Source organism: Mycolicibacter virginiensis, from assembly GCF_022374935.2.
GTDB classification, from domain to species: Bacteria; Actinomycetota; Actinomycetes; order Mycobacteriales; family Mycobacteriaceae; genus Mycobacterium; species Mycobacterium virginiense.
In genome coordinates this window covers 606,029-629,379 of record NZ_CP092430.2, presented here as the reverse complement: position 1 = coordinate 629,379, position 23,351 = coordinate 606,029, and the positions used below count along the sequence as shown (strand labels likewise).

Annotated in this window: 19 protein-coding genes; 11 read left to right on the top strand and 8 right to left on the bottom strand. The window is 68.3% G+C overall.

All coding sequences use genetic code 11. The features are described from left to right. Positions 1-2: 2 nt before the first annotated feature. Both MJO54_RS03050 and hemL read right to left on the bottom strand, forming a co-directional pair. Positions 3-611, bottom strand: coding sequence for a histidine phosphatase family protein (locus MJO54_RS03050; RefSeq protein WP_240175629.1), 609 nt, complete (start codon positions 609-611; stop codon positions 3-5). Beyond that, the gene (gene hemL, locus MJO54_RS03045) at positions 611-1,948 is read right to left on the bottom strand and encodes a glutamate-1-semialdehyde 2,1-aminomutase (RefSeq protein ID WP_434085438.1); all 1,338 of its coding nucleotides are present in this window, start codon (positions 1,946-1,948) and stop codon (positions 611-613) included. The genes MJO54_RS03050 and hemL overlap by 1 nt, the downstream gene beginning before the upstream one ends. Positions 1,949-2,033: 85 nt before the next feature. Here hemL and MJO54_RS03040 point away from each other — a divergent pair, with 85 nt between their 5' ends. From MJO54_RS03040 to MJO54_RS03025, 4 genes are all read left to right on the top strand, one after another. Next, entirely contained in the window at positions 2,034-2,417 is a 384-nt protein-coding gene (locus MJO54_RS03040; RefSeq protein WP_105294676.1) for a nitroreductase family deazaflavin-dependent oxidoreductase, read from the top strand. 41 nt (positions 2,418-2,458) lie between these two features. Beyond that, positions 2,459-2,800 (top strand): nitroreductase family deazaflavin-dependent oxidoreductase, encoded by a 342-nt coding sequence (locus MJO54_RS03035; RefSeq protein WP_233428656.1) that lies wholly within the window; start codon positions 2,459-2,461, stop codon positions 2,798-2,800. Positions 2,801-2,853: 53 nt separating this feature from the next. Further along, positions 2,854-4,008, top strand: coding sequence for a JmjC domain-containing protein (locus MJO54_RS03030; RefSeq protein ID WP_240175940.1), 1,155 nt, complete (start codon positions 2,854-2,856; stop codon positions 4,006-4,008). A gap of 133 nt (positions 4,009-4,141) precedes the next feature. Further along, positions 4,142-5,584, top strand: a complete 1,443-nt coding sequence (locus MJO54_RS03025; RefSeq protein ID WP_064890172.1) for a PPE domain-containing protein — start codon at positions 4,142-4,144, stop codon at positions 5,582-5,584. Positions 5,585-5,589: 5 nt separating this feature from the next. Here MJO54_RS03025 and MJO54_RS23585 read toward each other — a convergent pair whose 3' ends face one another. Continuing rightward, a complete protein-coding gene (locus MJO54_RS23585; protein ID WP_275564488.1) occupies positions 5,590-7,134 on the bottom strand; it encodes a PGRS repeat-containing protein in 1,545 nt (514 codons plus the stop codon). Positions 7,135-7,236: 102 nt separating this feature from the next. Then, complete coding sequence (locus tag MJO54_RS03015; RefSeq protein ID WP_240175627.1) at positions 7,237-8,610, bottom strand: PPE family protein, SVP subgroup; 1,374 nt, start codon at positions 8,608-8,610, stop codon at positions 7,237-7,239. 169 nt (positions 8,611-8,779) lie between these two features. Here MJO54_RS03015 and MJO54_RS03010 point away from each other — a divergent pair, with 169 nt between their 5' ends. From MJO54_RS03010 to MJO54_RS03000, 3 genes are read left to right on the top strand one after another with little or no spacing between them, the layout of a single operon-like run. Continuing rightward, complete coding sequence (locus MJO54_RS03010) at positions 8,780-9,823, top strand: ABC transporter permease (RefSeq protein WP_046286866.1); 1,044 nt, start codon at positions 8,780-8,782, stop codon at positions 9,821-9,823. A 3-nt stretch (positions 9,824-9,826) separates the two neighbouring features. Then, complete coding sequence (locus MJO54_RS03005; RefSeq protein ID WP_046286865.1) at positions 9,827-10,816, top strand: ABC transporter ATP-binding protein; 990 nt, start codon at positions 9,827-9,829, stop codon at positions 10,814-10,816. A 44-nt stretch (positions 10,817-10,860) separates the two neighbouring features. Beyond that, entirely contained in the window at positions 10,861-11,694 is an 834-nt protein-coding gene (locus MJO54_RS03000; protein WP_105294392.1) for an alpha/beta hydrolase, read from the top strand. Between the two features lie 200 nt (positions 11,695-11,894). On the opposite strand, the gene MJO54_RS02995 is transcribed toward MJO54_RS03000, so the two are convergent. The 4 genes from MJO54_RS02995 to mce1N form a co-directional block, all read right to left on the bottom strand. Further along, entirely contained in the window at positions 11,895-12,191 is a 297-nt protein-coding gene (locus MJO54_RS02995) for a hypothetical protein (protein WP_105294391.1), read from the bottom strand. 80 nt (positions 12,192-12,271) lie between these two features. Beyond that, on the bottom strand, positions 12,272-14,353 hold the full coding sequence (locus tag MJO54_RS02990; RefSeq protein ID WP_240175939.1) for a heavy metal translocating P-type ATPase: 2,082 nt from the start codon (positions 14,351-14,353) through the stop codon (positions 12,272-12,274). Positions 14,354-14,391: 38 nt separating this feature from the next. Then, entirely contained in the window at positions 14,392-14,673 is a 282-nt protein-coding gene (locus MJO54_RS02985; RefSeq protein ID WP_109469919.1) for a hypothetical protein, read from the bottom strand. After that, positions 14,667-15,206 carry a transport-regulating membrane protein Mce1N gene (gene mce1N / locus MJO54_RS02980; RefSeq protein ID WP_046286127.1) on the bottom strand — a complete coding sequence of 180 codons (540 nt, stop codon included), beginning with the start codon at positions 15,204-15,206 and terminating at the stop codon, positions 14,667-14,669. Before mce1N ends, MJO54_RS02985 begins: the two co-directional genes overlap by 7 nt. Before the next feature lie 160 nt (positions 15,207-15,366). Here mce1N and MJO54_RS02975 point away from each other — a divergent pair, with 160 nt between their 5' ends. The 4 genes from MJO54_RS02975 to MJO54_RS02950 all read left to right on the top strand — a co-directional run bounded on the left by MJO54_RS02975 (position 15,367) and on the right by MJO54_RS02950 (position 23,347). Then, on the top strand, positions 15,367-17,580 hold the full coding sequence (locus tag MJO54_RS02975) for a cellulase family glycosylhydrolase (protein ID WP_240175626.1): 2,214 nt from the start codon (positions 15,367-15,369) through the stop codon (positions 17,578-17,580). 30 nt (positions 17,581-17,610) lie between these two features. Next, positions 17,611-18,555 carry a LysR family transcriptional regulator gene (locus tag MJO54_RS02970; protein ID WP_064889139.1) on the top strand — a complete coding sequence of 315 codons (945 nt, stop codon included), beginning with the start codon at positions 17,611-17,613 and terminating at the stop codon, positions 18,553-18,555. 145 nt (positions 18,556-18,700) lie between these two features. Beyond that, positions 18,701-20,980, top strand: a complete 2,280-nt coding sequence (locus MJO54_RS02960) for a cellulase family glycosylhydrolase (RefSeq protein WP_082957349.1) — start codon at positions 18,701-18,703, stop codon at positions 20,978-20,980. Positions 20,981-20,995: 15 nt separating this feature from the next. Continuing rightward, on the top strand, positions 20,996-23,347 hold the full coding sequence (locus MJO54_RS02950; protein WP_275564487.1) for a cellulase family glycosylhydrolase: 2,352 nt from the start codon (positions 20,996-20,998) through the stop codon (positions 23,345-23,347). Positions 23,348-23,351 lie beyond the last annotated feature (4 nt).

The window sequence follows — 23,351 nt, the reverse complement described above, 5'->3', positions numbered from 1 at the left end:
CGTCAGCCGCCGGCCGGAACCTGGTAATCGACGTCGACGAGACGGTCACCGTCGTAGATCAACGTGGTCACCGAACCCACGCCACATTCGCGCCGGCGCGGGTCGTGCCAGAGCCGGTTGCCGGTGAGATGCTGGCGCGCGGTCCAAACCGGCAGCTGGTGGCTGACGCACACCACCTCGTGGCCGGCGGCGCGAGCCCGGGCCTTGCTCACCGCGGTGGCCATCCGGGCCGCGATCTGGTCGTAGGGCTCGCCCCACGACGGGGTGAACGGGTTGCGCAAGTGCCACCAGAACCGTGGGTTGCGCCAGGCGCCGTCGCCGGGCGAAACCCGCTTGCCCTCAAAGAAGTTGGCCGACTCGATCAGGTCCTCGTCAGTATCGACGGCCAGATTGTGCCGAGCGGCGATCGGGGCGGCGGTCTCCTGGGCGCGCTGCAGCGGCGAGGCGATCACCGCGACGATGTCGCGGTCGGCCAGCAGGTCGGCGGCGGCGACGGCCTGGGCGCGGCCGGTGTCCGAGAGCCGGAAACCGGGCAGCCGGCCGTAGAGAATGCCGTCGGGGTTGTGGACCTCGCCATGGCGGATCAGGTGGACGCGGGTTTTTTCTGCCATCAGGGTTTCGGCTCTCCGGTGGTGGCGGCGGCACGTGCCGCGGCAGGTAGCGCCGCGGCGATCTTGTCGAAGGCCTCGTCGGTCAGGGCCGCCGAGACGAACCAGGCCTCGAAGGCACTGCAGGGCAGGTAGACGCCGGCTTCCAGCAGGGCGTGGAAAAACGCCGGGAAGCGCCAGGTCTCGCTCGCGCGGGCGGCAGCGAAGTCAGTGACGGGTTCCTCGGCGAAGAACACGCTGAACATGTTTCCGGCTCGCGGAATCTGGTGCGGCACACCGGCCTCGGTCAGCGCTTCGGTCAACATCGCGATCAGCCGATCGGCATTCCTGTCCAGTGCGGTGTAGACGTCGTCGTCGGCGGCGCGCAGCGTGGCCAGACCGGCGGCGGTGGCCACCGGGTTCCCCGACAGCGTGCCGGCTTGGTAGACCGGCCCCAGCGGCGCCAGTCGGTCCATCACCTCGGCCCGGCCGCCGAACGCCGCGGCCGGCAGCCCGCCGCTGATCACCTTGCCGAAGGTGAACAGGTCGGCAGAGATGGGATCGATACCACCTTCTCCACACCAACCGCTTCGGCTCACCCGGAAGCCGGTCATCACCTCGTCGATGATCAGCAGCGCCCCGTAGTCGGCGGTAATCGTGCGCAGTTCGGCGTTGAAGCCGGGCGCCGGCGGCACCACACCCATGTTGCCGGGGCTGGCCTCGGTGATGACGGCGGCGATCTCGTTGCCGAATTCAGCGAAGGCTTTACGGACCGCAGCGATGTCGTTGTAGGGCAGCACGATCGTGTCGGCGGCGGTGGCGCCGGTGACCCCCGGCGACGACGGCAGCGCCAAGGTGGCCACCCCGGAGCCGGCGTCGGCGAGCAGGGCGTCGACGTGGCCGTGGTAACAGCCGGAGAACTTGATGACCTTGGTCCGCCCGGTGAAACCGCGGGCCAGCCGCAGCGCACTCATGGTGGCTTCGGTGCCGGAGTTGACCAGCCGGACCTTTTCCACCGCCGGCACCCGCGCGATGATCTCGGCCACCAGCTCGGTCTCACCGCGGGTCGGCGCCCCGAACGACAGGCCGGTTCCCACGGCGTCGCGGACCGCCTCGACCACTGCTGGGTGGGCATGACCCAGGATCATCGGCCCCCAGGAGCACACCAAGTCCACGTAGCGGTGGCCGTCGGCGTCGGTCAGCCAGCAGCCCTGCGCTTCGGCGATGAAGCGGGGCGTGCCCCCCACCGCCGCAAACGCCCGGACCGGTGAGTTGACTCCGCCGGGGATGACCGCGCAGGCCTCGGAGAACAGCCGCTCCGATACCGCCGTGGTCCGATCCGCATTACCCACGACGACCAGTGTCCCAGCTCGCGCGACGTCACCGACTACAGGGTGTAGTTGTTGGGGGTTGAGGTGACCCAGGTCTCGGAGTTGGATAGCAGGCATGCAACTACCGCAGCGGCTGGCCCGGTTCAACCGGCATGTGACCAACCCGATCCAGCGAATGTGGGCAGGCTGGGCGCCGACATTCGGAATCCTCGAGCACGTCGGGCGGCGCTCCGGCAAGCCCTTCCGCACCCCGCTGACCGTGTTCAGCACCGATAATGGGGTGGCCATTCTGCTGACCTATGGCCCGGACCGGGACTGGTTGAAGAACATCATCGCCGCCGGCGGTGGCACGATGCGCCGGCACGGCAAGACCTTCGGCGTCACCGAACCGCGGGTGGTCAGCAAGGCAGAAGCGGCCGAGCATGTGAGTCCACGGGCAAGGCGGGTCTTCGCCCGGCTGCCGTTCGAGCAGGCGGTGCTGCTCACCAGGCAGGGCTAGCAGTGCAGTTCTCCGAGAGACGGGCCCGGTTCAACCGGGTCGTGACGAATCCGCTGTTTCGCCCGATCTCCGGCTGGGTGCCGATGTGGTCGATCATTGAGCACACCGGTCGGCGCTCCGGCGCGACTTACCGCACCCCGGTCTCGATGTTCCACACCGCCGACGGCGTCGCGGTGCTACTCCCGTATGGAACCGGCCGCGACTGGGTGAAGAACCTGCAGGCCGCCGACGGCGGGCGGGTCAAAGTCGGCGGCAAGACATTCGCTGTCACGAACCCGCAGGTGGTGGCGACCGCGGATGCGGTGGGGCTGCTGAAAGCACCGTGGCGCCAGCTGCTCGGACGCGCCGGGGTGCCGCACACCTTGTTGCTGACCCGCGCTTGAGGCCGGTGTCGGGCTTCGACGTTCCGGAGCTCCCGGAAGCCCCGCTCGCCTGGATGCTGGCGCCGGTGACGGTGCCGGCGTTCCTGGATGAACTGTGGGGCGCCGCCCCACACCACATCGCCCGGGGCCGCCCCGACTACTTCGACCGCCTGCTGGGCGGGCCGTTGGCGCGCGATGAGCTGCTGGCGGCATTGGCCACCGAGCCGTCCGCGGTGCGCCTGGTTCGCGGCGCCGATCACCTGGAGCCCGAGCAGTACACGCTGCCCGACGGCACTCTGGATGTGGCGCGGGTGCGCGCCGCGGCCCACAGCGGCTACACGATCGTCTGCAACAACATCGAGAAATACCTGCGCACCATGTCGATGCTGACCCACGGAGTCGAGGTCGAGCTGAACTTTCCGACCCACGTCAACGCCTACGTCACCCCGCCGGCCGCCACCGGCTTCCTGCCGCACTATGACCACCACGACGTGCTGGTGCTGCAGATCCAGGGCAGCAAGACCTGGTATTTCTACGGCGACGATCCGGTGCCACCACACCGGATGCAACAGATGTACGAGGTTGACCCGGCTGATCTTCCCGACCCGACGAACCTGCGCCTGGAAGCTGGGGACACCCTCTACCTGCCGCGAGGCCGAGTGCATTCCGCCGAGACGGGCGGCGAACCGTCGGTGCACCTGACCGTCGGCGTCCACGTCCCGACGGTGCTCACGCTGCTGACTCACGCCCTGCACCTGTTGAGTCTGCGCGACGACGTCGTGCACACCCGGTTGCCCGCGCGGCACCTCGACGACCCGCAGGTACGGGCAGGCCTGAACACGCTGATCCATGCCGGGCTGTCCGCCGTCGAGTCCCCCGAGTCCCTCACGGAAGGCCTTGGCGCCATGCAGGATTTCCTGGTGCGGCGTGCCCGCTGTCCGGTCGTCGGACAAGTCGTCGACACCGTCGGGCTCGACGCCGAGACTTGGGTGCGCAAGCAGCAACCGCTGTACTCGCGAGTGACCACGACGGCCGACGGTGTCGGCCTGCAGTTCGCCCAGCTGATCGTCACCGCCCGCCCGGACCACGAGGCCGCGATGCGATTCGTCTCCGGACGCACCGATCCGTTCCAGATAGGTGAACTGCCCGGACTGGCCGTGGCGCAACAGATTGAGCTGGTCCGCAGTCTGATCATGAGCGGCTTTCTGGTGCGTCCACCCGCCCGATAAACACGCCGAGGTACATGGCATTCCATAAATTCGGACGAATTAGCAACCAATCCCCGCATTCCGAGGAAACTTCCAGGAAATAGCCCAGATTTGAGGTTTAGGCTTTCGCTTATCCACCGCGCGAAAGGCGGCAATGACAGAGCCGATCTGGATGGCGTCACCACCGGAAGTGCACTCGGCCTTGCTGAGTAGCGGCCCGGGTGCGGGCCCATTGCTGGCGGCCGCCGCGATGTGGGATGCGTTGAGCACCGAATACAACGCAGTGGCACAGGAACTTTCCGCCATGCTTTCGGCGGTGCAGGCGGGATCATGGCAGGGTCCGAGCGCGGAAACCTATGTGGCGGCGAATGTTCCGTATCTGTCCTGGCTGGCGAAAGCCGGCGCGGACAGCATGGCGCTGGCGACTCAGCACCAGACCGCCGCCACCGCCTACACCTCCGCGTTGGCGGCCATGCCGACGCTGGCCGAGCTGGCGGCCAACCACACCCTGCACGCCGTGCTGGCGGCGACGAACTTCTTTGGGATCAACGCCATTCCGATCGCGCTTAATGAGGCCGACTACACCCGGATGTGGGTGCAGGCGGCCACCACGATGTCGACGTATCAGGAGGTGGCCGGTGCCGCGGTGGCGTCGTCACCGGCAGCCTCGACCGCGCCGGCCGTGCTCAATCCCAACACCCCGACACATCGCGACCACCAGCATCGGACCGGCCAGGCACCCACCCAGGACTTCGGCAATATCTACCAGGAGAGCTGGTGGACCACCCGCATCGCCGAGATCAACGAGGCCATCCAGGCCGACCTGTCCAGCAACAATCCGCTCACCAGCCTGATCAGCGATCCCGTCCTGATGACGATCGCGCCGCACTACGCGGGTGAGATCGTGCTCGGGATGGCGCCGGCTGTCACGGCGCTGACCGAGACCATGCTCGACTTGGTCGCACCCGTGTCGCCGCTGGGCGGTTTGGTCGGTGTCGCCGGGTTGGCGGGCATCAACACTCCCGCCGCACCGGCGCTGCCCGCCGCGAACCCACCACAGCCCGTGCCCGCTGCCGCCGCGGCGCCACCGGCGCTGTCCGCCCCGCCGGCTCCCGCCCCGGCGGCTCCCCCGGCCCTGGCTCCGCCGACATTGGCCCCGGCCGCCACCGTTGCTGGCGGCCCGGCTCTGCCGCCGCCCTTCACCGGCGCCGAGACAGCGTTCGTCCCCTACCTAGTGGGCGCCGGTCCGGCCAACGGGACGCGGATGCAGGCACGCGCGAGCACGCCCGCGCAGGATCAGCGCCGCGACGCGGCCGAGGCGGTGGCAACCAGCACCACTCCCGCGAGCCAGCTGCGCCGCCGCCGGCAGCGCAAAGCCCTGACCGATCCCGGTAACCGCTATGAGTACCTGGACTCAGCGGATGCCCTGGCCGCGGAACACGGCGCGGGCCAGGTGGGGTTCTCGGGGACCGTGAGTCATGAAACCGACTCTGCGGTAACAGGTTTGACCACCTTGACCGCGAGCGCCACAGGCCCCTCCATTCCGATGCTGCCGCGCACTTGGGAGGCTCCCGAACAACGGGATCAGCTCGACTGACCCCATCAGCTGCCGGGCGCCCCGGACTGCCCGGCGCCGCCATCGGGGTTCCCCGCTCCGCCGCCACCGGCCTTACCGCCCGCCCCCGGCGTGGGAGCCTGACCGCCCGTGCCGCCATTGCCGCCGTCGCCGCCGCGACCGACCGACCCACCGGGGCCGGCCACACCCCCGGCGCCTCCGGTACCCCCGTCGCCACCGGTCGCCGCGGCGTTGCCGTCGCCGGCATTGCCCCCGTTTCCGCCCTTCCCGCCGGCTCCGCCATCGGGGTGAGCAGCCGTTCCGGCACCACCGGCGCCACCGGTGCCGCCCTTGCCGCCTCCGCCGGCTTCACCTCCGTTGGGGTGGCCCCGCATGCCGTCACCGCCATTGCCGCCGTCACCGCCGTTGCCTGCGATGGCAGTGGCCGATCCGGCAGCTCCCCCGTTGCCGCCGGCACCGCCGGCACGAGCGTGACTCGGGTTGCCGCCGTAGCCGCCGGAGCCGCTGTCTCCGCCGCGGCCGCCGTTGCCGCCGTTGCCGTCGGCCGAACCGGCCAGGCCGTCTCCGCCGTTGCCGCCGGGAGCGCTGAAGCCGCCGGGCCCCGCATTGCCCATGAACACCAGGTTGCCGGCGTTACCGGAGGTGCCGCCGTCGCCGCCGTTACCGCCACTCGGGTGCTCGGCGGTGCCGGCTCCGCCGTTGCCGCCGTAGCCTCCGGAGCCGCCGGGGCCACCGAAGCCGGCCACCGCATTGCCGCCAGCACCCGCGGCGCCGCCGTTGCCGCCGTCACCGCCGGCATTGCCCCAGCCACCGTCACCGCCGTCACCACCGCGTCCGCCGGCGCCGAACAGTGAGATGGCGTCGCCCCCAAGCGCGCCGTCGCCACCGTTGCCGGCGGTGCCCGAGACACTGTCGAGCCCGTCGCCGCCCCAGCCGCCGTCACCGCCGTTGCCCATCAGCCAGCCGCCGACACCGCCGACACCGCCGTTGGCGCTGGCCCCGCCGTCGCCGCCCCAGCCGCCGTTGCCGATCATCTTCGCGTCGCCGCCGTCCCCACCACTGACGCCGAGTTCGGTGTCTTCGGAGGCGCCCGGGTTGTAGCCGCTGCCACCGTCGCCGAACAGCCAGCCGCCGTCGCCACCGTCCGGGTGATCCACCGTGCCGTTGACGCCGTTGCAGATCAGGCCGCACGCGCCGTCAAAGGCGAAGAGCGGGTTGATGATCGGGTCCAACAGCACACCTGGCCCCTGGATCCACATCTCGCCGAGGTCGTGAATGGTGGCGTAGAGCTGGTTCTGGAACAGCCCGGCGAAGACGACCTCGACCACCGATGCCCAGGTGTAGATGTCGTCGCCCACCACCTGCGAAAGATCCAGCGCGTCGGTGGCATCGGCCGGGTCGGGCAACGCCGAGGCCCCCAGAGCCGCGGCGTCGAAGAGCTGATCGAACCCGAACAGGTCGTCGAAGTCGGCGTATGCCGGCGCCGCGGGCACCAACCCCAGCGCCAGGCAGGCCCCCACCAGGGTGTGACGATTCCTGCCGAGACGCCACTGACTGTCCCGATCGACCATTTCCCGCCCCTTCGCCTCTGAGTGGCCGGAGCTTAGCCAGCGAGACTTGGAGCCACAAGGGCGGAATTTCTGCGGAAGAACCGCCGCAAATACGGAACTGGCCTAACGGCCCAGCAGGCGCATCTTCTGCTCGTTGTACTCGTCGTTGGTGATCAACCCACGGTCACGTAGCTCGGCGAATTCGCGGATCTCCGCGGCGATGCCCATCATCGACGGGCCGGGGGCGCCCTCGGTGTCACCGGCGGGCGAATCAGCCGTCGCGTCTCCCGCCGCGCGCTGCGGCATCTGCACTTGCGCGGACGATGCCGCATCGGTGCCCCCGCGGCCGCGACTGACCGAGCCCGCCAGAGCACTGCCGCCCATGCCCGCCAGCGCCATCTGGCTGAACGCAGTGCCGGCAGCGCCCAGCGACGCCGGCGGCGCACCGCCGAAGCCCGGTCCGGCCAGCGGCTTGGAGTAGGACAGGCTTCGAATCTCCGGGGCGTTGGCCGCCCAGTTGATCGGCACCGACAGGTTCCCGGCGGTGATTGCCTCGCCCATTGCCGCCGACATCGACGACACCCCGGGCACCATCGGCCGCGAGGGGGTCAACGGGGAGAACAGGTCGATGTTGCGCAGGATCTCGTACTCCACCAGCTGCAGCTGATCCTGCTCGGCCAGGATCTCCCGGGTACTGGCGTCCCCCGCCGCCCAAGCACCAGCAGACATCACCACCGAGAGCATCGACACCGCGCTGACGCCCAACAGATCGGACAGGCTGGGCCACACGAGCAGGTCCTCGGGGCCCTGCGCGATCCCGGGCAGCGTGGCCGCCGCCGACTGCAGCAGCGAGCTGTTCGGCGAGCCGAAGATCCCCGAGGCCAGCTGGCTGAGCAGGGACTGGACGTCCGACGACGACGAGGTGGCCTCGGCGGACGCGACCGAGGCGGCCTGACTGGCCGGTCCGGCGGGATTACTGGTCTGCGGCGGTTCTTGGAACGGTGTGAGGCCGGTGGCGGCCGCCGACCCCGCGGCGTAGGCATACATAGCGGCCGCGTCCTGAGCCCACATCTCGCCGTATTCGGCCTCGTTGGCCGCGATCGCCGCGGTGTTGGTGCCCAACACATTGGTGGCAATCAGCAGCAGCAGGTGAGTTCGGTTGGCCGCCACCACCGAAGGCGGCACCGTCGCGCTGTGTGCCGCCTCATAGGCGGCCGCCGCCGCGTTCGCCTGTGCGGTGGTGTGGTCGATCTGGGTTGCGGTGGCGGTCATCCAGGCCGCATACAGCGCGGCCGCCCGCGTCAGTGCCTGGGAGGCCGGCCCCAGCCAGGCCTGGGCTGTCAGCTCGGCGATCACCGATTCGTACGACGCGACCGCAGAGTGCAGTTCGGCGGAGAGTCCGCCCCAGGCGGCGGCGGCGGCTCGCATCGGTGCGGAGCCCGGTCCGGTGTAGATCCGCAACGAGTTGATCTCCGGTGGCAGGGCAGCGTAATTCATCACCGACCCCCTCCCTGGGGCGTACACCGGGCGCACGAAAGCGGCGTGTGTGTATTTGTAGCCCAAAAACTAGCGGTTGACCGGGCATTCCGGATTTGCGGAGGCACTTCCGGCCCCCCGCCGCGACGGCGATCACAGCTGCACGCTGCGATAACATGCGCGCGTGCGGATGTTAATCACCGCGTTTCGCGATCTGCAGTGGCGACTGCGCCGGTTCATCGTCGCCGCGGTGGGCACCGCGATGGTGTTCGCCCTGACCCTGGTGCTGGCTGGGCTGACCCACGGATTCCGCGTCGAGGCGGAGCATGTCGCCGATTCGTTGAACATCGACGGCTACCTGATCCAGACGGCTGCGGTAGGGCCGTTCATGGGTTCGTCGCGTTTCCCGCAGGCCGAAGCCGGCGATGTCGCCCGGATTTCCGGCGTGGACGCCGCGCTGCCGGTGGTCTACGGCAACACCATCCTGCAGGACGGTAAGGCGCCGCTGAACGTGAATATCTACGGCGTGCCCAAGGCTGCGATGCCACCACTCACCGAGGGCCGAGCGCCGACCGAACCCAACGAGATCGCGATGTCGACCACGCTCAAGCGCGCTGTCGGGGACGAGATCGAACTGGGCGCGGACAAGCTGCGGATCGTCGGCCTGGTGGGGAAGTCGACCACGCTGGCCGGCCAACCCAACGGCTTCCTGACCGTGGCGGGCGCTCAACGTCTGATGTATTCGGGTCAACCGGTGGTCTCCGCGATCGGCGTGCGGGGCACGCCCGCGCACGTGCCGAAGGGCTACCGGGTGGTGGACCGGACCGCCGCAGTCGACGACATGGTTCGCCCGCTGGCCGGTGCTCAGATGGCGCTGTCGTACATGTCGGTGCTGCTGTGGGGGGTCGCCGCGCTGATCGTGGGCTCCCTGATCTACCTGTCTGCGCTGGAACGCACCCGCGACTTCGCGGTGTTCAAGGCGCTGGGGGTCACCACCTGGATGGTGCTGGCCGGGCTGGCCCTGCAGGCGGTGGTCGTCGCGGTGGCCGCGGCGGTGCTCGGCGGCGTCTTGGCGGTGTCGATCGGGCCGCTGTTTCCGATGCTGGTGGCGGTGACCGGGTCGTCGTTTGCGCTGCTGGTCCTGACCGCGGTGGGGATCGGCCTGCTGGCCAGTCTGGCGGGTCTACGCCACGCGGTGGCCGTGGATCCGGTTCTGGCGTTCGGAGGGCCGTAACTCATGGGAGACCTGCGGATCCGTGATCTGGTCATCGAATACGCCACCGGCGGCGGGGAACCGATCCGTCCCATCCACGGCCTGAGCCTGGACGTCCCGGCCGGTTCGCTGGTGGTGGTGCTCGGTCCCAGTGGCTGCGGCAAGACCACGCTGCTGTCGTGCCTGGGCGGGATCTTGAGCCCGACCAGCGGTCAGATCCTGTTCGGCGCCACCGATGTGACCACGCTAGGCCGACGCGACATCACCTCCTACCGGCGGCGCACGGTCGGCATCGTCTTCCAGGCGTTCAACCTGGTGCCGAGCCTGACCGCGCTGGAGAACGTGATGGTCCCGATGTGGGCAGCCGGATGGACCCAGTGGTCCGCCCAAGAACGCGCCCGGGATCTGCTGACCCGAGTCGGTCTGGCCGATCGGACTTCCCACCATCCCGGGCAACTCAGTGGTGGCCAGCAGCAGCGGGTGGCGGTGGCGCGCGCACTGGCCCTGGATCCGCCGCTGATCCTGGCCGACGAACCCACCGCGCAACTGGACTACGTCCGGGCCGGCGAAGTCGTGCAACTGTTGCGGGTGCTGGCGGCCGGCGACCGCGTTGTGGTGGTCGCGACCCACGACACCCGGATCGTTCCGCTGGCCGACATCGTCATTCAGCTGTCGCCGACCGCGGTACCGACCCGCCCGCAGCAGGCGCCGGTCCGGCTGGGGCCGGGCTCGGTACTGCTGGAACAGGGCACCGTCGAGGACCTGATCTACGTCGTCACCGAAGGCGAGGTGGAGATCGCCCCCGACTCTGCGGGCGCCGGCGACGGGCTGCTCAAAATCGGCAAACCGGACCAGTACGCCGGCCAGCTCGGCCCCATGGTGCGGATCCCCCGCTCGGCGACGGTCCGTGCCCCTCGTGAGGCCACCGTCGTGAGTTACACCGTGGACGCGTTTCGCCAGCAGTTCGGCCGCCCGCCGGTCCCCGACGTTCCTAACGAACCGGCATCAACCTGATCAATACCGCGGCGTGCCGGGGCAAACCGGGCAGGCGCCACGCGATGATGCTGTACATGGCAGATTTGACCCGCCGGGCTGCTTTGCGCCTCGGGGTCGGTGCCGCGGGGGCTGTAGGCCTGTTCGGCGTGGGTGCGGGGCGGCACCCGGCCGAGTCGCGGGCGACCGGTACCACCTATCCGACCCGCGAATCCGGCTCGTTCGTGTCCGCGGCCCGCGGCGGGGTGGAGACCAACTGGATCATCGCCCGGCCGCCGGGACAGACCGCTCCACTGCGGCCGGTAATCGCCCTGCACTGCAAGGACGGCGACGCAGCCTGGGTGATGGATCTGGGCGTGGAAGAAGAGCTGGCGAAGCTGACCGCAGCAGGCCGGCCACCGTTCGCGGTGGTCGCCGTTGACGGCGGCAACACCTACTGGCGCCGGCACAGCTCCGGGGAGGACGCCGGTGCGATGGTGCTCAATGAGCTGATCCCGATGCTGCCGGAGAAGGGCATCGATATCACCCGAGTCGGGTTCATGGGCTGGTCGATGGGTGGCTACGGCGCGCTGCAGCTGGGCACCCGCCTGGGTCCGTCGCGCACCGCAGGAATCTGTGCCATCAGCCCGGCGATCTATATGACCTACTTCGGCGCGCCCGCCGGTGCCTTCGACAGCGTCGATGACTGGCGGACGAACTCGGTGTTCAATCTGGTGCCGCGGCTGGCGCCGTTCCCGCTGCGCGTCGACTGCGGGACCGCGGACAGCTTCGCGTACGCGACCAAGAGCTTCATCGGCCAACTGAATCCGCCACCGGCAGGCGGGTTCTCCCCCGGCGGACACGACGTGACCTATTGGCGGGAGCAGCTTCCAGCCGAGTTGGCCTGGCTGGATTCGTGAGCCCGGCGGTTCAGCGAGCCTCGACGCAGGAGAGGCGACGCTGGAACCGCCGCATAAGCCTCGCGGTTCAGCGAGCCTCGACGCAGGAGAGGCGACGCTGGAACCGCCGCATAATCCCGGCGCTCCCTCGCCGAGTGTGCGTTTTGGGCGCGCTCACGAAGAACCGGCTAAAACGCACACTCGCAGGCAGGCCTGCGGCCTTAGGCCTGATTCATCGGGTTCATCGGGCTGGCCGGGTTCGCCGGATTCATCGGGTTCATCGGACTTTCCGGGTTCGCCGGATTCATCGGATTGGCCGGGTTGTCCGGGTTCGCCGGGTTCAGCGGGCTGTTTATGTTGGCCGGATTGGTCAGGCTGTCTGGGCCATAAGGACCGGCGTTACAGACCGCATTCGCGTTGGCGATGCAGTCGCTGGGGCTGAACGGGTCGGGATTGGCCGGATCGGCTCCGGCCGGCCCGGATACCGCCAGAGCAAACGCCGCCAGACCGGCGCACACCGCCCCTGCCTTCGCGATCACCCCGTGTGAAACGTTGCGTGCATACATAGAGCAAACCCCCTGTTCGACTTTTTCGGACCTTACCGCGCGAAACGTCGAAGCCGCAGGCTATTGGTCACCACCAGAACCGACGAGGCCGCCATCGCCGCGCCCGCGATCATCGGGTTGAGCAACCCGGCCGCCGCCAGCGGGATCGCCGCGATGTTGTAGCCGAACGCCCAGATCAGGTTCTGCCGGATGATCCGCAGGGTGCGTGCGGATAGCCGCAGCGCCGTCGGAACCGTGCCGAGGTCACCACGCACCAGCGTCACGTCACCGGCCTCGATGGCAGCGTCGGTGCCGGTTCCCATCGCCATCCCGATATCGGCGGTGGCCAGCGCCACCGAGTCGTTGACGCCGTCGCCGACCATCGCGACTCGCCGACCCTGCGCCTGCAGCCGTTTGACGGCTTCGGCCTTGTCCGCGGGCAAGACGTCGGCGATGACGTTGGCCGGATCGATTCCGACGTCGCCGGCCACCATGCGCGCCACCGCCGCACCGTCACCGGTGAGCAGCATCGGAGTGATGCCCATGGCCTGAAGCTCCGCCACCGCGGCCGCGCTGGTGGGCCGCACGGTGTCGGTCAGGGTGATCGTCCCGCGCGCCAGCCCGCCCCACGAGACCTCGACGGCGGTCCCGGTCGCGTGCGCCACAGCCGATCGGGTGACCTCCACCCGCACACCGTCGACCACCCCGGTCACGCCGTGGCCGGGACGGCTGGCGAACTCGGTCACCTGGCAGATCTCCAGGCCGCCGGCCTTGGCTCCGGCGACGATGGCCGCGGCGATCGGGTGCTCGGACCCCGATTCGACGGCAGCGGCTCGGGCCAGCACGGTGTCGGGGTCCTCGCCGCGGGCGACCGCGAGACCACCGACAGCCATGACGCCGGTGGTGACCGTGCCGGTCTTGTCCAGCACGACGGTGTCGATGTCCTTGACGGCCTCCAACACCTGGGGGTTCTTGATCAGAATGCCGAGCTGGGCGCCGCGGCCGGTGCCGACCAGGATGGCGGTCGGCGTGGCCAGGCCGAGCGCGCACGGGCAGGCGATAATCAGCACCGCGACGGCCGCGGTGAACGCCGACGCGACGGATGCACCGGTCAGCAGCCAGGCAGCCAGAGTGAGCGCGGCGATCCCCAGCACGGCGGGCACGAACACCGCCGACACCCGATCGGCGAGCCGCTGGACTGACGCCTTGCCGGCCTGGGCATCGGAGACCATCGTGGCCATCCGGGCCAGCTGGGTATCGGCACCGACCTTGGTGGCTCGGACCAGCACCAGCCCGGTGGTGTTGAGCGAACCACCTAACACCGAGTCACCGTCGGCGACGTCCACCGGCAGTGATTCGCCGGTCATCGCCGAGGTGTCCAGCGCGGTGGCGCCATCGATGACCACGCCGTCAGCGGCGACCCGTTCCCCCGGCCGGACCACGATGACGTCGCCCACTCGCAGTTCCGCGATCGGCACCCGGACCTCGGTCAGCACACCGTCCTCGCGCCGCATGACCGCGGCGTCCTTGGCCCCGAGTTCCAGCAGTTCCCGCAGCGCTGCTCCTGCCGAACGTTTGGCGTGCGATTCCGCGTAGCGGCCGGCCAGCAGGAAGACCGTGACGACCGCGGCCACCTCGAAATACAGATGGCCCGCCCCGGTGAAGACCGCAACCGCCGACCACAGATAGGCCGCAAGCGTGCCCAGCGAAACCAGGGTGTCCATCGTGGCGGCGCGATGGACGGCAGTACGCAACGCGGCGAGGTGGAAGGGATAACCGCCCCACGCCACGATCGGGGTGGTCAGAGCGAACACCACCCACTGCCAGCCGCTGAATTGCCAGGGCATCACCATCGACAGCGCCACCACCGGCAGGGCCAGCAATGCCGAGACGACCAGCCGGGAGCGAAGTTGGGCAGCCGGGACATCGGCATGCTCGTCCGAGTGCTCGTGGCCCGCGCCGACCACCGCGGCCTGGTAGCCGGTGGACTCCACGGCGCGCACCAGATCCGCTGCCGAGACGTTCGGATCGTGCTCGACGCGGGCCCGTTCGACCGCGAAGTTCACCGTGGCATGCACCCCATCCAGCGCGTTCAAGCCGCGCTCCACCCGCGCCGCGCACGACGCACAGGTCATTCCCCGCAACTGAAGGTCTGTGGTGATCACGCCGTCGACTATACCCCCATGGGGTATATGGGGTCGCCTGCACGGCGGGCTCGGCGCAGCCGGGCGGCGCCGACTACTGCCAGCACCCCGGCGGCCGTCGCCAACACCCACGCCAGCAGCAGCATGCGGGGGTGATAGGTCACCGAGGTGGTAGCCGGTTCGCCATCGATGACCGGCGCGACGAGCACCAGATAGCGCACCTGCAGCCAGCTCATCGCGCAGCCGACCGCTGCGACGGCGGCCAAGGCCAGCTCGACCACGGCCCGGAGAATCGAGGCTGGCCTCACCAGGACGATCCGTCCTCGACGTCGGTTTCAGCAGGCCCACCAGGCGGGACCGTCTCCGGAATCAGTTCACTGAGCACGGCACGAAATCTGCGATGATCACGCGCCCAGGCTTGCACCGTGCGCCGCCCGGTCAGCCTCAACCCGACGCCCACCCGGCGTCGGGGCACCCCGCTCAGCTCGCCCAGCGCGCGGGATTCCTGCCACTTCTTCGGTTCCTGCTTGCCCCAGCCGGTAGGCCGCTCGGCTTCGGGGTAGATCGCCAGGATGTCGGCCACCCGAATGGTTTCGGTGCCCTGCCGCAACGTGTCTGCCGTCAGCTCGACGGAGGTGTGGATACGCGCCGCCTTCACCTGGATGGCGAGCATCGTCGAGACCAGCACCAACAACACGGTGGGAACTAGGGGCTGAAAGCCGTAGCCGCCAGAGTTCTGAATCAACACCAGCAATCCCGCGGAGATCGGCCCGAACAGCACCCAATACCAGCTGGCACCGCGCTCGAAGAACAGCGGTGCGACTTGCGGTTGGGGCTCAGACATGTCGGGTCAGCCTAACGCGGCCGGGAAGCTCCCAGCACCTGGCCGCGACCTCCAGCCGGTTTTGGCGATTCTTAAGTTACGCGCCAGTACGCAGAGTTAGATTTCCGCCTACATACATGTTTTACACAGGTTTGCCGCGAACTTGGAGATGAGCACCAGGATGATGCGTCACAGCAGCCCCGCCGCAAATCGCCCGCTGAACAGCCATGCCATCGGTGTTGCCGCGACCGCGGGGGCAGTCCTGACCTTCGGGCTGGCACCAATGGTCACCGCGCCCGCGGCCCAAGCCGACTTCGATGACGCGATCGACGCCGCCTTCGCCCCCTTCCTGGACGCCACCACCAACGCCCTCGACTGGGACGCGGTGCTCTCACCGTCCGCCTGGGACACCTTCCTAGCCCCCACCCATTGGGACACCGTCCTGACCGAACTGGCCGGCACCGCCCTGGCCGGACCCGCCGTCGCCGACCCCAACACCGTGTTGCTGCAGTACTTCTACACCCCGATCCACAACGGCATCGAAGACTGGATCAACAGCGACGTCGGCCAACAACTGAACAACCTCATCAACCAACCCGTTCTCGCCCTCACCGGTCGCGCCCTGATCGGCGACGGCATCGACGGCACCGCCGAGCACCACGACGGCACCGACGGCGGCTGGCTGTTCGGCGACGGCGGAAACGGCTGGAGCAACACCGAATCCGGCGGTGCTGGCGGCGCCGGGGGCAACGCCGGCATGTTCGGCAACGGCGGCGACGGTGGCAACGGCGCCGACGGCGGCCTCGGCGCCCATGGTGGTGACGGCGGCAATGGCGGCTGGCTGATGGGCAACGGCGGCACCGGCGGCGACGCTGGTGACGGCACCTACACCGGCCCCGGCGACCTCCCCGCCCTCGGTGGCGCCGGCGGCAACGCCAGCATGCTGCTGGGCACCCACGGCGACCACGGCCACTACGGCACCCTCGACGGCGCCCCGGCAGCCGTCGCGGGGATCACCACCGCCGGCACGTGGATCACCGACGCCGATGGGCGGGTCCTCGTCCTGCACGGGTTCAACGAGGTCTACAAGATCTCGCCCTACGAGCCGTCCGCCGGCGGGTTCAGCGACGATGACGCGGCGTTCTTGGCCGCCAACGGCTTCAACTCGGTACGGCTGGGGGTCATCTGGGCGGGAGTGGAACCGCAGCCCGGCGTCATCGACTACGACTACCTGGCCTCGATCAACCAAACTGTGCAGACCCTGGCCAACCACGGCATCGTCAGCATCATCGACTTCCATCAGGACGACTTCAGCCCCGTCTTCGGCGGCGAAGGCGCACCGGAGTGGGCTACCTACACCGGCGGACTGCCCAACCCCGACATCGGCTTCGGACTCAACTACGCACTCAACCCCGCGCAGAATCACGCCTGGGACATGTTCTGGTCCAACGCCAAGGGCCCCGACGGAGTTGGGCTGCTGAACCACTACGCGCGGATGACCCAAGCCGTCGCGGACTACTTCAAGGACGATCCCAACATCGCCGGCTACGAGATCATCAACGAGCCGTGGGCCGGTTCCACTTGGCTGTCAACGATATTCGGCAATTCCTTCTACGAAGCTCAGCAGCTGACCCCGTTCTACAACCAGGTGAGCGCGGCCATCCGATCCGTTGACCCGACGACACCGTTGATCTACGAGCCCAACACCCTGTTCAACGAAGCGGTACCGACTCAGCTGGGACCGGTGGACGACCCACATGGCGTCTTCGCATTCCACGACTACTGCATGTTGACCAGCATCAGTGCGGCCCTCTCACCACTGTGCCCGGATTACATCGAGCTACTGGCCGAGAACGGTGAGGCATACACGACCACCTACGGTGTGCCCGGACTCATCTCGGAGTTCGGATCCGGGAACGGCGCCGCGGAAGCGATCATGGTGATGAACGCCGCCGACCAGCGTATGTGGGGCTGGTCGCAGTGGGCCTATAACGGAGTACCCGCCATCACCGGCACCGCCCCAGGCAATGCCCTGGTCTTCGACCCGAGCAAGCCGCCCGTCGGCGACAATGTCGATTGGTCCAGGCTGGAAGCCACGTCAGCGCCGTACGCGCAGGCCGTTGCCGGCACCCCGACCTCCTGGTCGTTCAACTCAGGCACCTTCCAGCTCAGCTACTCCACCGAGATGGCCGGCGGCACAGGCCACTTCGCTGCCGGGTCGCAGACCGAGATCTCGGTGCCGCCGATCCAGTACCCGGACGGCTACCAAGTCTCCGTCACCGGCGGGCATGTGGTCTCGGCCCCTGGCGCACCGGTGCTGATCATCGCCTCGGACGGCGGCGCCACCACCGTCACCGTTACCGTGACCGGCGCTGCGGGCAGCCCACCTGCGTAGCTCGACCCCCCGATACAAGCTGCCCGAGCTATGCTGAGCCCCATCGAGATCAACACCCGCAAGTTGGGCTACTTCGTGGCCGTGGCCGAAGAGCTGCACTTCAGCAAGGCCGCGGAGCGCGTTCACCTTGCCCAGCAGGCCCTCAGCCGGCAAATCAAGGAGCTCGAGAGCCTGGTCGGCGCCAAGTTGCTGGAGCGCACCACCCGCAAGGTGACGTTGACGCCCGCGGGCGAAGCCTTCCTGGACGGCGCACGTACGGCGCTGGCCGTTCTTGATGAGGCCGCGTCTGCCGCCCGCCGGGCCGCACGGGGGCTGGCCGGCACGCTGCGGCTGGGCTACGTCCCCGGTGCCGCTCTCGAACTGACACCATTCATCCTGTCCGAGTTCGGGGAACGCCACCCCGATGTCGTCGTTGAGATGCAAGAGTTCCCGGTCCACGACTCCTCGGCAGGCCTGGCATCAGGTGCCACCGACGTGGCATTCGTGCGCCTGCCGAAGGGTCTACCCAACATCGAGACGGAGGTCTTGTTCGTCGATCCGGTCGTGGCGATGGTGCCGAGCTCGCACCACCTCGTCGGACGGGGTTCGGTGTCCGCGCGGGAACTCATCGCCGATCCGATCACCAATGGCGACACCCTTGACGAGGCCTATCGCGCTTTCTGGTGCCTGGAGGCGGCGCGCGACGAGTCAACCAAGGCCCGCTTCGTTCCCATCAACTCGATCACCGAGGAAGCGCAACTGGTCGCGGCCGGCGCGGCCATCGCGGTCACCAGCGCAGTGGTCATGCACCACATGCCGATGCCCGGGGTGGAATTCCTCGAGATCAACGACTGGCCCGGTTCGGCGATCGCCCTGGCCTGGCACAGTGGCGAACGCTCGCCCCTGGTCACCCAGTTCCTGGACACCGCACTCGCGGTGCGGGACCGAGAATCCGAGCTCGTCCACGCCATGGAGAACAGACCGACCACCAGCTGATTCAGCACGCCTGCGTTGTCAATGAGGCGGCGGTTTGGTGTTTCACTTCACGGCTGACGATTGCCAGGATTGACGCAGGGAATTATTAGAATTCCTGCTCAGGGTCATGGCTACCTGAGAAATTCCGTCGCCAGGGGTTTAGGTAATGACTCGTCAGCGTTCCGTCACGCGTACTCACCGGTTGGGCAACAACCCGGCACGACGCCGCCTCGTCGGTTTCGGTGTCAGTGCCGGCGCGTTCGTGGCGTTCGGGTTGGCGCCGCTGTCGGCCCCGGTGGCCGGGGCCGACTTCGATGACGCGATCGACGCAGCCTTCGCCCCCTTCCTCGACACCACCACCAACACCCTCGACTGGGACGCGGTGCTCTCACCGTCGGCCTGGGACACCTTCCTGGCACCCACCCATTGGGACGGTGTGCTGGCCGAACTGGGTGCCCTCGCGGTGCCCGGAACGGCCAGCTTCGATCAGGCGGACCTCGCTGATTGGGTGCAGCAGTACCTCTACACCCCGGTGCACGCCGGCATGCAGGCCTGGATCACCAGCGACTTCGGCAAGTCGGTCAACGACGTGATCAACACGGTGTTCGGCTCGCTGGTGATCGGCAACGGCGTCGACGGAACGGCAGCGATCCCCGACGGCACCGCGGGCGGATGGCTGTTCGGTGACGGCGGCGCAGGCTGGGATAGCACCGAAGCCGGCGTCGCCGGCGGCGATGGTGGCGCGGCCGGGCTCTTCGGCACCGGAGGGGCGGGCGGTGACGGCGGCGCGGGCGCCATCGGTGGCCACGGCGGTGACGGCGGATGGTTGATCGGCATCGGCGGTGACGGTGGCGACGGCGGCAGCAGCGACAGTGGTGTCGGTGGCTATGGCGGTGACGGCGGTAGCGCGACTGGACTGTTCGGGATCGGTGGCGCCGGTGGCGACGCCGGCGACGGCGTGTACACCGGTGGCCGAGAACTGCCCGCCCTCGGCGGAGCCGGCGGCAACGGCAGCTCGCTACTGGGCGCTCACGGTGTTCACGGGCAATTCGGCTCTCTGGAGGGCTTGCCTCCCGGCGGCGTCGCTGACCTTGGCACCACCGGCGCCTGGATCACCGATAACGACGGACGGGTGGTCGTCCTGCACGGATTCGGCGAGGTGAACAAGCGGGCGCCGTTCTATCCCGCCGCTGAGAACGAGGGGTTCAGCGATGCCGACGCGGCGCTGCTGGCCGCCAACGGCTTCAACGTGGTGCGGGTGGGCATCCTCTGGGAAGGCGTGGAACCCAGGCCCGGCGTCATCGACTACGACTACCTCGCCGCCATTAACCAGACCATTCAGACGCTGTCCAACCACGGCATCTACACCGTGCTCGACATGCACCAGGATCTGTACTCCTCCGGGCTCGGCGGTCCCATGGGTTACGGCGACGGCGCCCCGGACTGGGCGGTGCAGACCGGCGGGCTGCCCAACCCTGACACCGGCTGGCCGTGGACTTATGCACTCAACCCCGCGGAGAACCACGTCTGGGATGCCTTCTGGCGGAACGCCGACGCGCCCGACGGCGTCGGTCTGCAGAACCACTACGCGCAGATGTGGCAAGCCGTTGCGCATTACTTCAAAGACGACGCGAACGTGGTCGGCTACGAGCTGATGAACGAGCCGTGGGCCGGCTCGACGTGGCTGTCGACCATCTTCGGCAACTCATTCTTCGAAGGCCAGCAGCTGACCTCGTTCTACGACCAGGTGGCTTCGGCTATCCGGTCCGTCGACTCGACCACCACGCTGTACGTCGAACCGAGCACGCTATCCGGTAACCTGCCCATCCCGACCTACCTGGGCGAGGTGGACGACTCGAACGTCGTCTACGCGTTCCACGACTACTGCACCATGACGGCCCTCTTCGGCACCGACTTCGGCTGCTCGCTGTGGGAGACCATCGTCCAAGGCTACGCCGACGCCTACGCCTCGAAATACGATCTCCCGGTAGCGATCACCGAGTTCGGCGCATCCACCAACACGGGTTCGATCACCGACACCATGACCGAGGCCAACCGCTATGGCTACAGCTGGATGTTCTGGGACTACACCCTGATTCGCTACCACGACCTGCACACCCCGATAACCGACGACACCGTCGACTATGCGACCTTGACCACGCTGGCCCAGCCCTACCCGCTGGCGGTCGCCGGCACCCCTGGTGCCTGGTCGTTCGCGGACGGCACCTTCAACTTCAGCTATTCGACCGAGATGGCCAGCGGCTCAGGATACTTCGCCGCCGGCACCCAAACCGAGATCTCGGTACCGACACTGCAATACCCCGACGGCTACCAGGTCAGCGTCACCGGAGGACACGTTGTCTCCGCGCCGGGCACCCCTGTCCTGGTGATCGCCTCAGACGGCGGCACGAACACCATCACCGTCACCGTTACCCCGGCAATCTAGGAGATTCGCGTTACCATGACGGACCGCATTCGCATCCGAAAGACCGTCGGATTTGCCACTGCCACAGGCGCTTTCCTGACCTTCGGACTGGCGCCACTGGCTGTCGCGCCGGCAGCCCAGGCCGACTTCGACGACGCGATCGAAGCAGCCATCGCACCCTTCCTGGACGCCACCACCAACGATCTCGACTGGGATGCGGTGTTCTCCCCCACCGCCTGGGACACCTTCTTCGCCCCCGCGCACTGGAACACCATCTTCGGTGAACTCGGCATCCCGGGTGCAGCTGCCGGACCGGCCGCATACGATCCGGCGGACCTGACCGGTTGGCTGGAGCAGTACTTCTACATGCCGATCCACGACGGCATCGAAGCCTGGATCCACAGCGACCTTGGCCAACTGATCAACAATTTCATCAACCAGCCGTTCATCGACCTGACCGGACGCGCGCTGATCGGCGACGGCGTCGATGGGGACTACTTGCACGTCAACGGCACCGACGGTGGTTGGCTGTTCGGCGACGGCGGCAAGGGCTGGGACAGCACCGTCGACCACACGCCCGGCGGTAGCGGCGGACACGGCGGACTGTTCGGCATCGGCGGGGACGGCGGCCACGGCGGCCTCGGTGCTTCCGGTGGTGCCGGTGGCGCGGGTGGCGTGGTGATGGGCATCGGTGGTGTCGGCGGCGACGGCGGTGACGGCGACCTCGGCTACAACGGGGGCGCCGGCGGGTCCGGCGGCGCAGGCGGCGACGCGACGGGCTGGCTCTTCGGCCTCGGCGGCAATGGCGGCCATGGCGGCGACGGCGCTGCCGGTGGGTCCAGCGTCGACGGCGGTCACGGCGGTGACGGCGGTAGTGCTGTCGGGCTGTTCAGCAGCGGCGGCCACGGCGGCGACGCCGGCGATGGCGTCTACGGCGGACCACGCGATCTACCCGCCCTCGGCGGAGCCGGCGGCGGCGGAGGCCTACTCGGCGCCCACGGCGACCACGGCCACTTCGGCACGCTCGACGGCGCCCCGGGCGGTGGCCTCTCCGACATCACCACCGCCGGCAGCTGGCTGGCCGACAACGACGGACGAGTCGTGGTCCTGCACGGATTCGGCGAGGTAGTGAAAGACCCGCCGTTCTACCCCGCCGCCGAAGGGTTCGGCGACGCCGACGCCGCGCTGCTGGCCGCCAACGGTTTCAACGTGGTGCGGCTCGGCATCCTCTGGGCCGGAGTCGAACCTGAACCCGGCGTCTACGACTACGAATATCTGGACCTGATCAACCAGACCGCACAGACCCTGTCCAACCACGGCATCCGCGTCGTCCTGGACATGCACCAGGACAACTACGGCACCACCTTCTGGGGCGACGGCGCACCGGCATGGGCGGCGCAGGACGGCGGCCTGCCCAACCCCCACACCCCGTTCCCATTCCGCTACGTCATGAGCCCCGCGGAGAACTACGCCTGGGATGCGTTCTGGAACAACGCCGACGGGCCAGACGGCGTCGGGCTGCAGAACCACTACGCGCTGATGTGGCAAGTCGTGGCGAACTACTTCAAAGACGACCCCAACGTGATCGGCTACGAGCTGATGAACGAGCCGTGGCCGGGCTCAACATGGCTGTCGACCATCTTCGGCGGCTCGTTCTTCGAAGGCCAGCAGCTGACCCCGTTCTACAACCTGCTCGCTTCGGCGGTTCGCTCCGTCGATCCGGCCACACCGCTGTACATCGAACCGAGCGTCCTTTCCGGCAATCTCCCCATCCCGACCTACCTGGGCGAGGTGGACGATTCGCGCGTCGTCTTCGCATTCCACGACTACTGCACCACAACGGCTTTCATGGACAGCAATTTCGGCTGCTCACTGTGGGAGACGATCGTCCACGGCAACGCCGACGACTACGCATCGAAGTACGACCTACCGGTGGCGATCACCGAGTACGGCGGAACCACCCACGCCGGCTCGATCGCCGACACCCTCAACGCGGCCAACAGCTACGGCTACAACTGGATGTTCTGGGACTACACCATGCTCCGGTACTGGGACCTGAACCAGCCGATGACCGAAGAGAACATCAACATGGACCTGCTGACGCAACTGTCCGAGCCGTATCCGCTTGCGGTGGGCGGTACCCCGGACTCCTGGTCGTTCACGAACGGCACTTTCGAATTCAGCTACTCCACCGAGATGGCCAGCGGTGCAGGACACTTCGCCGCCGGGACCCAGACCGAGATCTCGGTGCCGAACATCGTCTACCCCGACGGTTATCAGGTCAGTGTCATTGGCGGACACGTCGTCTCGGCACCTGGTGCGCCGGTGCTGATCATCGCCTCGGACAGCGGCGCCACCAGCGTCACCGTCACTGTGACGGCCAGCTAAACCG